This is a genomic window from Streptomyces sp. NPDC033845 (assembly GCF_055576225.1).
Genome location: NZ_JBVIRI010000020.1, coordinates 83,405 through 98,565, shown reverse-complemented (window position 1 = coordinate 98,565; position 15,161 = coordinate 83,405). Strand labels below are relative to the sequence as shown.

General features: G+C 75.3%; 12 protein-coding genes and 1 riboswitch. Of the genes, 8 read left to right on the top strand and 4 right to left on the bottom strand.

The annotated features are described in order from the left end of the window. Position 1: 1 nt before the first annotated feature. Positions 2 to 751, top strand: a complete 750-nt coding sequence (gene cobM / locus ACZ50K_RS30915) for a precorrin-4 C(11)-methyltransferase (protein ID WP_468909081.1) — start codon at positions 2 to 4, stop codon at positions 749 to 751. After that, complete coding sequence (locus tag ACZ50K_RS30910; protein ID WP_468909079.1) at positions 741 to 1,577, top strand: cobalt-precorrin-6A reductase; 837 nt, start codon at positions 741 to 743, stop codon at positions 1,575 to 1,577. Before cobM ends, ACZ50K_RS30910 begins: the two co-directional genes overlap by 11 nt. Here ACZ50K_RS30910 and ACZ50K_RS30905 read toward each other — a convergent pair. From ACZ50K_RS30905 to ACZ50K_RS30895, 3 genes are read right to left on the bottom strand one after another with little or no spacing between them, the layout of a single operon-like run. After that, a complete protein-coding gene (locus ACZ50K_RS30905) occupies positions 1,562 to 3,070 on the bottom strand; it encodes a precorrin-2 C(20)-methyltransferase (RefSeq protein WP_468909077.1) in 1,509 nt (502 codons plus the stop codon). The genes ACZ50K_RS30910 and ACZ50K_RS30905 overlap by 16 nt on opposite strands. Then, entirely contained in the window at positions 3,067 to 3,699 is a 633-nt protein-coding gene (locus ACZ50K_RS30900; RefSeq protein WP_468909075.1) for a precorrin-8X methylmutase, read from the bottom strand. The genes ACZ50K_RS30905 and ACZ50K_RS30900 overlap by 4 nt, the downstream gene beginning before the upstream one ends. Positions 3,700 to 3,747: 48 nt before the next feature. Beyond that, positions 3,748 to 5,682, bottom strand: coding sequence for a nitrite reductase (locus ACZ50K_RS30895; RefSeq protein WP_468909111.1), 1,935 nt, complete (start codon positions 5,680 to 5,682; stop codon positions 3,748 to 3,750). 133 nt (positions 5,683 to 5,815) lie between these two features. Further along, positions 5,816 to 5,924: riboswitch (cobalamin riboswitch) on the top strand. A gap of 53 nt (positions 5,925 to 5,977) precedes the next feature. Here ACZ50K_RS30895 and cobN point away from each other — a divergent pair. From cobN to ACZ50K_RS30875, 4 genes are all read left to right on the top strand, one after another. Further along, positions 5,978 to 9,604: a cobaltochelatase subunit CobN gene (cobN, locus tag ACZ50K_RS30890; RefSeq protein WP_468909073.1), complete on the top strand. Its 3,627-nt coding sequence runs from the start codon at positions 5,978 to 5,980 to the stop codon at positions 9,602 to 9,604. Between the two features lie 18 nt (positions 9,605 to 9,622). Then, positions 9,623 to 10,096 carry a hemerythrin domain-containing protein gene (locus ACZ50K_RS30885; RefSeq protein ID WP_468909071.1) on the top strand — a complete coding sequence of 158 codons (474 nt, stop codon included), beginning with the start codon at positions 9,623 to 9,625 and terminating at the stop codon, positions 10,094 to 10,096. Between the two features lie 65 nt (positions 10,097 to 10,161). After that, positions 10,162 to 10,527 carry a DUF1304 domain-containing protein gene (locus ACZ50K_RS30880; protein WP_468909068.1) on the top strand — a complete coding sequence of 122 codons (366 nt, stop codon included), beginning with the start codon at positions 10,162 to 10,164 and terminating at the stop codon, positions 10,525 to 10,527. Next, entirely contained in the window at positions 10,524 to 11,108 is a 585-nt protein-coding gene (locus ACZ50K_RS30875) for a TetR/AcrR family transcriptional regulator (RefSeq protein ID WP_468909066.1), read from the top strand. Before ACZ50K_RS30880 ends, ACZ50K_RS30875 begins: the two co-directional genes overlap by 4 nt. Positions 11,109 to 11,135: 27 nt before the next feature. On the opposite strand, the gene nadE is transcribed toward ACZ50K_RS30875, so the two are convergent. Further along, positions 11,136 to 11,966 (bottom strand): ammonia-dependent NAD(+) synthetase, encoded by an 831-nt coding sequence (gene nadE, locus ACZ50K_RS30870; RefSeq protein WP_468909064.1) that lies wholly within the window; start codon positions 11,964 to 11,966, stop codon positions 11,136 to 11,138. 257 nt (positions 11,967 to 12,223) lie between these two features. On the opposite strand from nadE, the gene ACZ50K_RS30865 reads away from it, so the two are divergent. Both ACZ50K_RS30865 and ACZ50K_RS30860 read left to right on the top strand, forming a co-directional pair. Next, entirely contained in the window at positions 12,224 to 14,443 is a 2,220-nt protein-coding gene (locus tag ACZ50K_RS30865) for a terpene synthase family protein (protein WP_468909062.1), read from the top strand. 117 nt (positions 14,444 to 14,560) lie between these two features. After that, the gene (locus ACZ50K_RS30860; RefSeq protein ID WP_468909061.1) at positions 14,561 to 15,157 is read left to right on the top strand and encodes a DUF6232 family protein; all 597 of its coding nucleotides are present in this window, start codon (positions 14,561 to 14,563) and stop codon (positions 15,155 to 15,157) included. Positions 15,158 to 15,161: the final 4 nt, after the last annotated feature.

Here is a 15,161-nt window from a genome sequence, read left to right as displayed (position 1 = left end):
CATGACCGTGTACTTCATCGGAGCGGGCCCCGGCGCCGCCGACCTGATCACGGTCCGCGGGGCCCGCCGGCTGGCCGCCAGCCCGGTCTGCCTCTACGCGGGCAGCCTGGTGCCCCGCGAGCTGCTGGCCGAGTGCCCGGAGGGCGCCCGCCTGGTCGACACCTCCCGGCTCGACCTGGACCAGATCCTCGCCGAACTGGTCGCCGCCCACGCAGCCGGACTGGACGTGGCCCGCCTGCACTCCGGGGACCCGTCCGTGTTCAGCGCGGTCGCCGAGCAGATGCGGCGGCTGGACGCGGCCGGGATCCCCTACGAAGTGGTGCCCGGGGTACCGGCGTTCGCGGCGGCCGCCGCCGCGCTCAAGCGGGAACTGACCGTCCCCACCGTCGGCCAGACCGTGATCCTCACCCGGATCGCCCAGCAGGCCACCCCGATGCCGGAGGGCGAGGACCTGGCCACCCTGGGCCGCAGCCGGGCCCTGCTGGTCCTGCACCTCGCCACCCGGTACGCGGACCGGGTGGTGGCCGAACTCCTCCCCCACTACGGGGCCGACTGCCCGGCCGCCGTGGTGGCGATGGCCTCCCGGCCGGACGAACTGGTGCTGCGCGGCACCCTGGCCGACATCGCCGGCCAGGTGAAGGAGGCCGGACTGGTCCGCACCGCGGTCATCATGGTGGGCCGGACCCTGGGCGCCGAACAGTTCCGGGACAGCCACCTGTACTCGCCGGAGCGCGACCGGCATGCCTGCTGAGCCCGGGCCGCCCGGCCCGGGCGGCCCGGCGCACGTGCTGGTCCTCGGCGGCACCACCGAGGCCCGCGGCCTGGCCGAGGCCCTGGCCGCCGGTCGCGGCACCGGCCCGGGCGCGGGCCCGGTGCGGGTGACCACCTCGCTGGCCGGGCGGGTGGCCGACCCGGTGCTGCCGCCCGGGGAGACCCGGATCGGCGGGTTCGGCGGGGCCGAGGGCCTCGCCGCCTGGATCCGGGAGCACCGGGTGACCCGGCTGGTCGACGCCACCCACCCGTTCGCGGAACGGATGAGCTTCCACGCGGCCGCCGCGGCCGCCGCCACCGGGGTGCCCCTGCTGGCCCTGCGCCGCCCGGCCTGGAGCCCCGTACCGGGGGACCGCTGGCACCGGGTCCCCTCCCTCGCGGCCGCCGCCCGGCTGCTGCCGGGGCTCGGCTCGCGGGTGTTCCTCACCACCGGCCGGACCGGACTGGCCGCCTTCGCCGGCCTGGACGGACCCCGGTTCGTGGTCCGCTCGGTGGACGCACCCGTACCCCCGCTGCCGGCCCGCACCGAAATCCTCCTGGACCGGGGCCCGTTCACCCTGGAAGGGGAACGGGAGCTGCTGCGCGCGCACCGGATCGACCTGCTGGTCACCAAGGACAGCGGCGGCTCCGCCACCGCGCCCAAACTGACCGCGGCCCGGGAGGCCGGCATCCCCGTACTGATCGTGGACCGGCCGCCGGTCCCGGCCGGGGTGCCGCTCGCGGAGACCGTCGCCGAGGCCCTCGCCCTGCTGGCGGGGGCGGCTCCGGACGCGGGGGCACCCCTCGGCGGTCAGTCCTCCGGATAGCGCCTGGGGGTCCAGGCGATCCGGCTGCCGTCGCCCCGTTCGGTGACCCGGGTCTGCGAGGAGCCGACCAGCAGGATCGTCCGCATGTCCACCTCGGACGGCTCCAGCGTCCCCAGCGTGAGCACCCGCACCGACTGCTCCGGTCCGCCCACGTCCCGGGCCACCACCACCGGGGTGTCGGCCCCGCGCAGTTCGGCCAGCAGGTCCCGGGCCTTCGCCACCTGCCAGGTCCGGCTGCGGGAACCGGGGTTGTAGAGGGCCAGCACCAGATCGGCGGCCGAGGCGGCCCGCAGCCGCTCCGCGATGACCTCCCAGGGCTTGAGCCGGTCCGAGAGGGAGAGGGTGGCGTAGTCGTGGCCCAGCGGGGCACCGGCCGCGGCGGCCGCCGCGTTCGCGGCGGTGACCCCCGGCAGCACCCGTACCGGCACGTCCCGGTAGTCCTCCTGGGAGGCCACCTCCAGGACGGCGGTGGCCATCGCGAACACCCCCGGATCGCCGCCGGACACCACGGCGACCCGCTGCCCGCGGCGGGCCAGGTCCAGGGCGAACTCGGCGCGTTCGGACTCGACCTTGTTGTCGGAGCCGTGCCGGACCTGGCCGGGCCGGACCGGCAGCCGGTCCAGATAGGTGGTGTAGCCGACCAGGGTGTCCGCGTCGGCCAGCGCCCGCTTGGTCTCCGGGGTCAGCCACAGCGGTCCGGCCGGTCCGGTGCCGACCACGGCGACCTCGCCGGGGCCCTGCGGGCGGCCGCCCGGGTTGCCGATCCGGCTGGGGACCACGGCCACCGCGAAGTACGGCACCGAGTCCGGGTCGGTGTCGGCCAGCACACCGGTGCGCTCGCCGGCCATGGTGGCCCGCTCCACATAGCGGGCCTCGGGCAGCCGGCCGGAGGCCTCCATGGCCCGCCGGACGGCCGGGAAGGTGCGGCCGAGCTTCATCACCACGGCCGAGTCGGTGGCCGCGAGCCGGGCGGTGAGCTCCTCCTCCGGGAGGGTGCCCGGCAGGATGGTCAGCACCTCCTCGCCCTCCACCAGCGGGGTCTGCAGCCGGGCCGCGGCGGCGCTCACCGAGGTCACCCCGGGGATCACCTCGGTCCGGTAGCGGTCGGCGAGCCGCTTGTGCATGTGCATGTACGAGCCGTAGAACAGCGGGTCGCCCTCGGCCAGCACGGCCACGGTCCGGCCGGCGTCCAGATGCGCGGCCAGCCGGGCGGCGGAGGCCTCGTAGAACTCCTCCATGGCGCCCTGGTAGCCGCCCGGGTGGTCGGTGGTCTCGGTGGTGACCGGGTAGACCAGGGGTTCCTCGATGTGGTCGGCGCGCAGATGGCCGGCGGCGATCGAGCGGGCGATGGAACGGCCGTGGCGGGCACTGTGGTACGCCACCACATCGGCCTCGGCGATCACCTGGACGGCGCGCAGGGTCATCAGGTTCGGGTCACCGGGGCCGAGCCCGACCCCGTACAGCCGGCCGGGGGTGAGGTCTGCGGTGCTCATTCTTCCTCGCTCGCGATCGCGTTGACGGCCGCGGCCGCGATGGCGCTGCCGCCGCGCCGGCCCCGGACGATCAAGTGGTCCAGGGCGGAGGGGTGTTCGGCGAGCGCGTCCTTGGACTCGGCGGCCCCGATGAACCCGACCGGCACGCCGATCACGGCGGCGGGGCGGGGGGCGCCCTCCTCGATCATCTCCAGCAGCCGGAACAGGGCGGTGGGCGCGTTCCCCACGGCCACCACGGAACCCTCCAACAGGCCCCGGTCACGCCAGAGTTCGAGGGCGGCGGCGCTGCGGGTGGTGCCCATCTTGGCGGCGAGTCCCGGGACGGCCGGATCGGAGAGGGTGCACAGCACCTCGTTGTCGGCGGGCAGCCGCTTGCGGGTGACCCCGCTGGCGACCATCTGCACGTCGCAGAGGATCGGGGCCCCGGCCCGCAGGGCGGCGCGGGCCCGCAGCACGACCTCGTCCGTGTAGCCGAGGTCCCGGGGCAGGTCGGTCATCCCACAGGCGTGGATCATGCGGACGGCGACCTGGGCGACCGAGGCGGGCAGCCCGGAGAGGTCCGCCTCGGCGCGGATCGTGGCAAAGGACTGCCGGTATATCGCGGCGCCGTCCTTCTCGTACTCGAACACTCTGTACTCGCTACTCGCTCAGCTGATGTGGACGGGGGTCAGGGGGTGTTACGGGGACTGCGGGTTCGGCGGGCCCTGGGCCGGGGCCGGGTCGGGCCATGGTCCGGGCGCGGGGACGGCGGTGCCGGGCTGGCCGGCGGGGGCCGGGGCGGCAGTGGGCCCGTGCCCGGGATCGGGCTCCGGCTCGGGCCCGTGCCCGGGCCCGGGGCAGACGCCGACGGCGGCCACGGCCGAAGGCCCGGTACTGGGCGCGGCGCCCACGGCAGGGACAGGGCCGGCCCCGGACTCCAGGCCGACGGCGGCGGGCCCCAGGTCCGGTCCGGGGGCCCGGACGGACGCGAGGAGGGCCGCGAGGTCGGCGGCCGGGACACCGGACCGGGCGAGGCCTCCGGGCGCGGTGACGGCGTAGCCGTCGGGGGCCGCGGTCAGATCCACCCAGGCGGTCCCGCGCGGATGCCCGCACCGGCGCTCGCACCCGGAGAGGTGCACGGGCAGCGGTTCCGCCCCTGCGGAGGCGGCCGGGGCGGCGGTGTCTTCGGCGGCGGCGGGGGTGCCGGTGCTTTCGGCGGCGGCCGGGGCGGCGGTCCCGGCGGCGGGCAGTGGGGCGCGGGCGGCGGCGTTCCGGCCGGGCGGCCGGACACCGGCCTCGCCCCCGGACGGCCCGACCGCCGCCGTGGCGGCGGCGGCCCCGAGGACAGCGGCCTGGGAGGTGGTTGCGGGAACGGCGGCGGCCGGGACGGCGGTCAGGGCGTCGGTGCGGACGTCGGCGTGGGACTTGGCGCAGCCGGGGCGGCCGACGCAGGCGGTGACGCGTTCCCGGGGGTCGCCGGGCGCGGTGATCAGCCCGGCTCCGGCCAGGGTGTCGCGGGCCCCGGCGGCGGCTTCGGGGGTGAGCCCGGACAGCACCAGCCGGCGCCACGGGGTGGTCCGCAGCGGTTCGGCCGGGCCGGCCGACCGGGCCAGCGCGGCCAGGGTGCGGAGCTGCCCGGCGCCGAGCCGGCCCAGCGGGACCCCGGCCACCAGGGCGGCCCGGCCGCCGGGTCCGCGGACCAGGCCCGGCCGGGGTCCGGTGGCGGACGGCCGGCCGGTGGGGGTGGTGCCGCCCTGGACCGGGCGCACCGCGGGCACGCCTTCGGCGGTGAGCAGGGCGGCGAGCGGGTCGGCGGCCAGCGCGTGCTCCGGGGGGAGTTCGCGGATCTGCCAGGCCCGGGTCCCGGCCGCCCGCGCGGCCGCCAGGAAGGCCCGGGCCACCAGCAGCGCGGCCCGCGGCGCGTCGGCCCACCCGACCTCCACCCCGCAGCCGCCGGCCCCGCCCACCAGCACCCGGGCCCGCGCCCCGGCAGGGGCGTCGGCGCCCGTACCGGGCCGTGCGCCCGGACCGGCACCCGGAGCCGCGCCCCGGCCCGCGCCCCGGCCCGGCCCGGCGGCGACGGCCGGAGCCGGGGCGGGGGCCGGGGCGGGCAGCAGCAGGATGTCCGGGGCCAGGGCGGCCACGTCGGTGCGGCCGTCGTCGCAGGCGAAGAGGAAGCGGCCGGACAGGGCGGCGGCCCAGTCGGCGGCGCAGAGCAGCCGGTCGAGGGCGCCGATCCAGGGGCGGACGTCGGGGCGTCCCGAGCGGTCCAGCCCGGACAGCGGGGAGGCCACCACATTGCGCACCCGCTCATGCGAGGGGGCGGGCAACAGCCCTGCCCCCGCGAGGAGTTCGCCGAGTTCGCCGCCGCAGCCGGCGCCCAGGCCGCGGAGCTGGACATTGCCGCGCGAGGTGAGGTCGAGGTGCCCGTCGCCGAGCCGGTCCGCCGCGTCCGCCAGCACCTCGGCGGCGGCCGGTCCGAGGATCCCGCCGGGCAGCCGGACCCGCGCCAGATACCCGTCGTCCGCCGCGTGCAGCCGCAGCGCACCCGGGCAGGCGTCGCCGCGGTCCCGCTGGACGGGCTCGTCCCGGGGCGGCGCGGCGTACTCGGAGGGCGGCATGGCGGCGAGCATACCCACCGCCCCGCGGCGGCTCCCTCCCCCCGCCGCCCGGGCGGCAGGTTCGCGGCCCCCTCCAGGAGCCCCCCTCCCGGAGTCACCCGGTCGGCCCCTAGGATGGCTGGTCAGCGGGCCGATCGGCCCGTCATCGCCGAGGACGGCGACATGGGAGGAAGCCCGGTGCGATTCCGGCGCGGTCCCGCCACTGTGAGTCCGGTGGCAGCCGGTGACGGCTGCGCCGGGTGAGTCAGGAACTCCCGCCGTCCGCACTGCCCGGGGCGCGGAAACCCCGAGGAAGGCCTGCCGCCGCATGATCCTGCTGTTGTCGACCTCCGACACCGATCTGCTCAGCGCCCGTGCCGCCGCGGACGGACCGGTCCCGTACCGGTTCGCGAACCCCTCCCGGCTCCCCCTCGACGATCTGCCCGCGCTGCTCGACGGCGTCGAGCTGGTCGTGGTCCGGCTGCTCGGCGGGCTGCGCGCCTGGCAGGACGGCCTGGACCTGCTGCTGGCCGCCGGCCAGAGCCGTCCGGTGGTCGTGCTGACCGGTGAACAGGCCCCGGACGCCCAGCTGATGGAAGCCTCGACGGTGCCGATCGGCATCGCCGCCGAGGCGCACGCCTATCTGGCGCACGGCGGCCCCGCCAACCTGGAGCAGCTGGCCCGGTTCCTCTCCGACACCGTGCTGCTCACCGGTCACGGCTTCGAGCCGCCGGCCACCGCCCCGACCTGGGGGCACCTGGAGCGGAACCCGGTCCGCCCGTACGGTCCGAAGATCGCGGTGCTCTACTACCGCGCCCACCAGATGAGCGGCAACACGGCCTTCGTGCACGCCCTGTGCGACGCGGTGGTGGAGGCCGGCGGCACGCCGATCCCGCTGTTCGTGTCCTCGCTGCGCACCCCCGAGCCGGAGCTGCTGCGGGAGCTCGAAGGCGCCGACGCCATCGTGACCACGGTGCTGGCGGCCGGCGGCACCCGCCCGGCCGAGGCCTCGGCGGGCGGGGACGACGAGTCCTGGGACGCGGGGGCGCTCGCCGCGCTCGACGTGCCGATCCTCCAGGCGCTGTGCCTGACCTCCTCCCGGGCCGCCTGGGAGGAGAGCGACGAGGGCCTGACCCCGCTGGACTCCGCCGGGCAGGTCGCGGTGCCGGAGTTCGACGGCCGGCTGATCACGGTGCCGTTCTCCTTCAAGGAGATCGACGCGGACGGGCTGCCCGCCTATGTCGCGGACCCCGAGCGGGCCGCCCGGGTGGCCGGGACCGCCGTCCGGCACGCCCGGCTGCGGCACACCCCGAACGCCGAGAAGAAGATCGCCCTGGTGCTGTCGGCCTACCCGACGAAGCACTCCCGGATCGGCAACGCGGTCGGTCTGGACACCCCGGCCTCGGCGGTGGCCCTGCTGCGCCGGCTGATCGAGGAGGGCTACGACTTCGGCCCCGCCGAGGAGATCCCCGGCCTGGTGTCGGGCGACGGCGACGAGCTGATCCGCGCCCTGATCGAGGCCGGCGGCCACGACCAGGAGTGGCTGACCGAGGAGCAGCTGGCCCGCAACCCGGTCCGGATCCCGGCCGCGGACTACCGCCGCTGGTACGGGCGGCTGCCCGCCGACCTCCGCGAGGGCGTGGAGCGGCACTGGGGTCCGGCGCCGGGCGAGATGTTCCTGGACCGGTCCCGGGTGGGTGACGGCGGCGACCCGGACGGGGACATCGTGCTGGCGGCGCTGCGCCGCGGGAACCTGCTGATCCTGATCCAGCCGCCGCGCGGCTTCGGGGAGAACCCGATCGCGATCTACCACGACCCGGACCTGCCGCCCTCGCACCACTACCTGGCCGCCTACCGGTGGATCCAGGCCTCCGCCGAGGACGCCGGTTTCGGCGCCGACGCGATGATCCACCTGGGCAAGCACGGCAACCTGGAGTGGCTGCCCGGCAAGAACGCCGGCCTGTCGGCGTCCTGCGCCCCGGACGCGGCGCTCGGCGACCTGCCGCTGGTGTACCCGTTCCTGGTGAACGACCCGGGCGAGGGCACCCAGGCCAAGCGCCGGGTGCACGCCACCCTGGTGGACCACCTGGTGCCGCCGATGGCGCGGGCCGACTCGTACGGGGACATCGCGCGGCTGGAGCAGCACCTCGACGAGTACGCGCAGATCTCCTCGATGGACCCGGCGAAGCTGCCGGCGATCCGGGCGCAGATCTGGACGCTGATCCAGGCGGCGAAGCTGCACCACGACCTGGGGCTGGAGGAGCGCCCGGACGACGACGGGTTCGACGACTTCCTGCTGCACGTCGACGGCTGGCTGTGCGAGGTCAAGGACGCGCAGATCCGGGACGGCCTGCATGTGCTGGGCGGTGCCCCGGCCGGTCCGGAGCGGGTGAACCTGGTGCTGGCGATCCTGCGGGCCCGTCAGATCTGGGGCGGGGCCACGGCCCTGCCGGGTCTGCGCGAGGCGCTCGGCCTGGACGAGTCGGCGGCCACCCGCACCACCGCGGACGCGGCGGAGGAGCGGGCCCGGGAGCTGGTCCAGGCGATGGAGGACGCCGGCTGGGACCCGGCCGCGGTGGCCGGTGTCGCCGAGGGGCACGGGTCGGCGGTCGCGGACGTGCTGGAGTTCGCGGCCCGTGAGGTGGTGCCGCGGCTGGCCGCGACCACCGACGAGCTGACGCATGCGGTGCACGCCCTGAACGGCGGTTTCGTGCCGGCCGGGCCGTCCGGTTCGCCGCTGCGCGGGCTGGTCAACGTGCTGCCGACGGGCCGCAACTTCTATTCGGTGGACCCCAAGGCGGTGCCCTCGCGGCTGGCCTGGGAGACCGGCCAGGCGCTCGCCGAGTCGCTGCTGACCCGCTACCGCACCGACAACGGCGACTGGCCGGCCTCGGTCGGGCTGTCCCTGTGGGGGACCAGCGCGATGCGCACGGCGGGCGACGACATCGCCGAGGCGATGGCCCTGCTGGGCGTCCGCCCGGTGTGGGACGAGGCCTCCCGCCGGGTGACCGGTCTGGAGCCGATCCCGCTCGACGAGCTGGGCCGGCCCCGCATCGACGTGACCCTGCGCATCTCGGGCTTCTTCCGGGACGCGTTCCCGCACGTGATCGGGCTGCTGGACGACGCGGTGCGGCTGGCGGCCTCGCTGGAGGAGCCGGCCGAGGACAACTTCGTCCGGGCGCACGCCCAGGCCGATCTGGCCGAGCACGGGGACGAGCGGCGGGCCACCACCCGGATCTTCGGCTCCCGGCCGGGGACCTACGGGGCGGGCATCCTGCAGCTGATCGACAGCCGGGACTGGCGGACCGACGCCGACCTCGCCGAGGTGTACACGGTGTGGGGCGGGTACGCGTACGGCCGCGGGCTGGACGGCCGGTCGGCCCGCGCGGAGATGGAGACGGCGTACAAGCGGATCACGGTGGCGGCGAAGAACACCGACACCCGTGAGCACGACATCGCGGACTCCGACGACTACTTCCAGTACCACGGCGGCATGGTGGCGACGGTGCGGGCGCTGCGGGGCACCGCCCCGGAGGCGTACATCGGGGACTCCACCCGGCCGGAGACGGTCCGCACCCGGACCCTGGTCGAGGAGACCTCGCGGGTGTTCCGGGCCCGGGTGGTCAACCCGAAGTGGATCGAGGCGATGCGCCGCCACGGCTACAAGGGCGCCTTCGAGCTGGCGGCGACGGTGGACTACCTGTTCGGCTACGACGCCACCACGGGCGTGGTCGCGGACTGGATGTACGACAAGCTGACCGAGACGTACGTGCTGGACCCGGAGAACCAGGCCTTCCTGCGCGAGGCCAACCCGTGGGCGCTGCACGGCATCGCGGAGCGGCTGCTGGAGGCGGAGTCCCGCGGCCTGTGGGAGAAGCCGGACCCACAGGTGCTGGAGTCCCTGCGGCAGGTCTATCTGGACACGGAGGGCCGCCTGGAGGGCGAGGCGGACTAGCGGCTCCACACTGGCGGCATGTGCCACTACTGCGGATGCCGCCAGATCCCGCTGATCAGGGAGTTCATCGCCGAGCACGAGGCGGTGACCGATGCGGCGGGCGATGCCCTGCGGGCCCTGGACCGGAGCGATCCGGCCGGGGCCCGCGTTTTCGTGGACCGGATGCGGTCCGAGCTGCTGTCCCACTGGCGGGGGGAGGAGGACGGGCTGTTCCTGGTGATGGGCGGGGACCCGGAGTACGCGGAGTACATCGCGGCGCTGGTCGCCGAGCACCGGGAGCTGGCGGCGTTCCTGGAGCGGGTGGACCCGGCGGATCCGGCGGACGCGGCGGAGCTGCGGGAGGCGGTCGCGGAACTGCACCGGCACATCGCCAAGGAGGAGGACGGGCTGTTCCCGGCCTCGCTGACGGCGCTGGCCGGGGACGAGTGGGACCGGTCGATCGAGGCGTGGCGGGCGGCCCATCCGGGCCGGGTGCCGGGTCCCGCCGGTTGACTTCCTGGACAGGTGTCCAGCTATTCTGAACACCTGTCCATCTTCCCTGAGACGAGGGTGCCCCCATGCACACCGCCGCACAGATCCTGGTCGGCCTGGTGGCCGCGCTGCACGTCTACATCCTGGTGCTGGAGATGTTCCTGTGGGAGCGCGCCCCGGGCCGGTCCCTCTCCGGGTTCGACGCGGGGATGGCGAAGGCCACCGCGCCGCTCGCCGCCAACCAGGGCCTCTACAACGGTTTCCTCGCGGCCGGCCTGCTCTGGGGCCTGATCGCCGACGACCCCACCGGCTACCGGGTGCGGATCTTCTTCCTGGGCTGCGTGGTGGTCGCCGGGGTGTACGGCGGGATCACCGCCAACCGCCGGATCCTGCTCGCCCAGGCCCTGCCCGGGGCACTGGCCCTGGCGGCGGTGCTGGCGGCCGGCCGGTGACGGCCCCGGCACCGCGGCCGCCCGGACCCGAGGACCCGCGGACGGCCCGGACCCGGGAGGCGCTGCGCCGGGCCCTGCTCGCGGAATGCGCCGAACGGCCCCTGGCGTCGGTCTCGGTGGCGGCCCTGGCCCGCCGGGCGGGAGTCGGCCGGGCCACCTTCTACGTCCACTACCCCGGGCTGGAGGCCCTGGCCGTGGACGCCTGCGCCGAAGTCGTCCGGGAGGCGGTGGACGCCCTGCACGCCTGGCGCGGCCTGCCCGACCCGGCGGCCCCGCCCGCCGCGCTCACCGCGTTCTTCGAGGGGCTCGCCCCGCACGCCGGGCTCTACCGGGAGCTGCTGCCCCCCGGCGGCGGCGGACCGCTCGGCCTGGTCCTCCACCGCGACCTGCGGGAACGCAGCGTCACCGAACGCCGGCTGGCCGGCGCCCCGGAACCCGAGCTGGTCGGCTCGGCGGTGGCCGCCGCCTTCGCCGGACTGCTGGCCGACTGGCTGCACGGGCTGGTGGAGGGCGGCCCGGACCGGATCGCCGGCCAGGTGTGGCGGCTGCTGATCTCCCTCCACCGCACCCCGCTGGCCTGAACCGCCGGGCCGGGCGCGGCCGGGGTGCTACGGGGCGATCGGCAGCTGCCGCTTGTGGGCGGTGGCCCGGTAGCGGCGGGCGATGGTCTCGAAGGCCCGCGCGTCCACCGGCTTGCCCTCCAGGAAGTCGTCGATGTCGTCGTAGGTGACGCCCAGCGCGTCCTCGTCGGCCTTGCCCGGGTCCAGGGTCTCCAGGTCGGCGGTCGGCACCTTCCAGACCAGCTCGGCCGGCGCCCCCAGGGCGTCCGCCACCGCGCGCACCCGGCGCTTGGTCAGCCCGGTGAGCGGCACCAGGTCGGCGGCCCCGTCACCGAACTTGGTGAAGAACCCGGAGACCGCCTCGGCCGCGTGGTCGGTGCCGACCACCAGCCCGTCGGCCGCCCCGGCCACCGCGTACTGGGCGATCATGCGCTGCCGGGCCTTGATGTTGCCCTGCACGAAGTCCTGGTGGTGGGCGTCCTTGAAGGTCACACCGGCGGCCAGCGCCGCCTCCAGCGCCGCGTCGCTGGCGGGCCGGACGTCCACCGTCAGCACCCGGTCCGCCCGGATGAAGGACAGCGCCAGCTGCGCGTCGTGCTCGTCGGCCTGGATCCCGTACGGCAGCCGCATCGCGAGGAACTCGGCCTGCCCGCCGGCCTCCCGGACCCGCTCCACGGCCAGCTGGCACAGCCGGCCGGCGGTGGTGGAGTCCACTCCCCCGCTGATCCCCAGCACCAGCGACCGCAGCCCGGCCGAGGTGATCCGCTCGGCGAGGAAGGCCACCCGGCGCTCGATCTCCAGCGCGGCGTCGAAGGTCTCGGCGACCTCCAGTTCCCGGGCGATCTGCTGCTGCAGGGCGATGGACGCCGGCTCGCTCACGGCTGCTCCTTCAGGTACGGGTGCGGGGTGCGCGAGGGGCCGCGCTGTCCCGCCCACCCTAATCCAGCCACTCCCGCACCCGGCCCGGCCGCCGCCTTATCCGGCCGCGCCGCAGCCCGCCGGGAAACCGCCCGACCATCACCTGAAGAAGTGAACTCCCCCTTACCGCAAGGGAATCGGGGGTAGTGCCCTGCTGATCTCATGCGGGGGCCCGCCGACCGGGCCCCCGCACCGACAGCAGAAAGGCCCGGCCCACCGTGACGCAGCCGTTCCAATTGCCGGATTTCTACGTGCCCTATCCGGCACGACTGAACCCCCACCTGGAGCCCGCCCGGATCCACACCAAGGCGTGGGCCCGCGAGCTCGGGATGCTGGAGGGATCGGGCGTCTGGGACGAGAGCGACCTCGACGCGCACGACTACGCCCTGCTCTGCTCCTACACCCACCCCGACTGCGACGGCGACGCCCTGGACCTGGTCACCGACTGGTACGTGTGGGTGTTCTTCTTCGACGACCACTTCCTGGAGATGTTCAAACGCTCCCAGGACCGGGAGGGCGCCCGGGACTACCTGGAGCGGCTCGCCGCCTTCATGCCCATGGACCTGGCGGACGGGTTCCCCGAGGCCACCAACCCGGTCGAGGCGGGACTGGCCGACCTGTGGGCCCGGACCGTGCCGGCCATGTCCCTGGACTGGCGGGAACGGTTCTCCGAGAGCACCCGCAACCTCCTCAACGAGTCCATGTGGGAGCTCGCCAACATCAACATCGGGCGGATCGCCAACCCGCTCGAATACATCGAGATGCGCCGCAAGGTCGGCGGGGCGCCCTGGTCGGCCGGCCTGATCGAGTACGTCTCCGCCGAGGTCCCGGCCCGGATCGCGCACTCCCGCCCGCTGGGCGTGCTGCGCGACTCCTTCTCCGACGCCGTACACATCAGGAACGACATCTTCTCCTACCAGCGGGAGGTCGCCGACGAGGGCGAGCTCTCCAACGCCGTCCTGGTGCTGGAGACCTTCCTCGAATGCTCCACCCAGGAGGCCGCCGAGGCCTCCAACGACCTGCTGACCTCCCGGCTCCAGCAGTTCGAGCACACCGCGCTCACCGAGATCCCCCAGCTGATCGCCGACCACGCGCTCGCCCCGGCCGAGGCCGCCGCGATCCTCGCCTACACCAAGGGCCTCCAGGACTGGCAGTCCGGCGGCCACGAATGGCACATGGTCTCCAGCCGCTACATGAACAAGGAGGCCCGCGCCACCGCCCCGCTCACCCTGCCGTTCCTGCCGGCCGGACTGGGCACCACCGCGCTGGACGTCCGCTCGGTGTTCGCGCCCCGCGCGGCGGAGCTCCGCCGCCGGTCCTTCACCCACGTACCGTTCGAGAAGACCGGCCCCTCGGTGATCCCCGAGATCCACCTGCCGTTCCCCCTGAGCCTCAGCCCGCACCACGGCCACGCCCGGGAGGAGTCGGTCGCCTGGGCCCGCCGGATGGGCCTGCTGGACGCCCAGCCCGGGGACCCGGCCTCCGCGATCTGGAGCGAGGAGCGGCTGCGCGGCTTCGACTTCGCGCTGTGCTCGGCCGGCATCGACCCCGACGCCACCCCGGAACAGCTGCTGCTCAACGCCTGCTGGCTGACCTGGGGGACGTACGGGGACGACTACTACCCGGTGGCCTTCGCCCAGCCGAAGAACCTGGCCGCGGCCAAGGCCACCACCGCCCGGCTGATCGCCCTGCTCACGGTGGACCACGCCGCGCAGCCCGCCCCTGCGACCGCGCTGGAGCGCTCGCTGGCCGACCTCTGGGTGCGGACCACCGCCCCGATGGCCGCCGAGCACCGCGAGGAGTTCCGCACCTGCCTGGTGAACATGCTGGAGAGCTGGGTGTGGGAGGTCGACAACTCGATCGCCAACCGGATCCCGGACCCGGTGGACTACGCGGAGATGCGCCGGCACACCTTCGGCAGCGAACTCACCATGTACCTGTGCCGGCTGGGGCTCGCGGGCCGCGGCATCCCGGAGGAGATCTACTCCTCGGGGGTGATGCGGTCCCTCCAGAACGCGGCCATGGACACCGCCTGCCTGATGAACGACATCTTCTCCTACCAGAAGGAGATCGAGGTGGAGGGCGAGGTGCACAACCACGTCCTGGTCACCCGGAACTTCTTCGACATCGGCTACCCGGAGGCCCTGCGCATCTGCCACTCGCTGATGACCCGGCGCACCGAGGAGTTCGAGCACATCGTCGCCACCCAGCTGCCGGTGCTCTACGAGGACTGGAAGCTGGACCGGGAGGCCCGGGCCGGCCTCGACGCCTACGTCGGGGAGCTCCGGGACTGGCTGGCCGGCATCCTCAACTGGCACCGCGAGTGCCGCCGCTACCGCGAGGAGGACCTGCACCGGCCGCCCGCCGTCCCGGCCTTCCTGCACCCGGAGTTCGGCCGGTCCGCCCTGCGCATCGCGTACGCGGGCCGCAGCATCTAGGCGGCACACCCCGGATCCCGCCGGGCCCCTTGCCCGCGGCCCCGCCGGGCCTGGATCCTGACACTCCGTCGCGGGCCGGGGGGGCACGCGCGATCAGGGGCGGGGGGCGGGGCCGAGATGGCGACCGGGCGTGGGGCGGACGGGCGGGACCGGGGGACGTTCCGGATGGAGGAGGGGGAGCGGCGGGCCTGGCCCCGCCTCCGGCAGGAGACCGTGGAGGTCCGGGTGAGCCGGCGGATCCTCTGGGTGGGCCCGGAGGCCTATCCGCTCCAGCAGATCGCCCGCGCCCGGGTCGTCCGGCTGGTCCCCCGCCGGGGGGCGATCCTCGGGCGCTGGCTGCGGCAGCTCCTCGTCTTCCTGTTCTTCTGGGTGGTGGTGCTGGCCGTGCTGGACCACCCGTCGATGGGCGAGCACGCCGGGCTGCGCGGGCCGCTCTTCGCGATGACGCTGCTGACCGCCTGCGTCATCACGGCCCGGCGGCTGAGCCCGCTGCTGACCCCGACGCACCACGCGCTCGTCGTGGAGACCTCGGGGCAGCAGCACACCGCCCTGGTCGGGCGCGATCCCGAGGTGATGCGGGACCTGGTGGCCCGGGTGATGGACGCCGTCGGCGATCCGGAGACCGAGTTCGGCCTGTCCGTGGAACGGGTCCGGCTCGGGCACGGCGGCGGCCCGGTGCCGGACCGGGACGGCGGGAAGCCGGAGCGCCGCTGAGTGG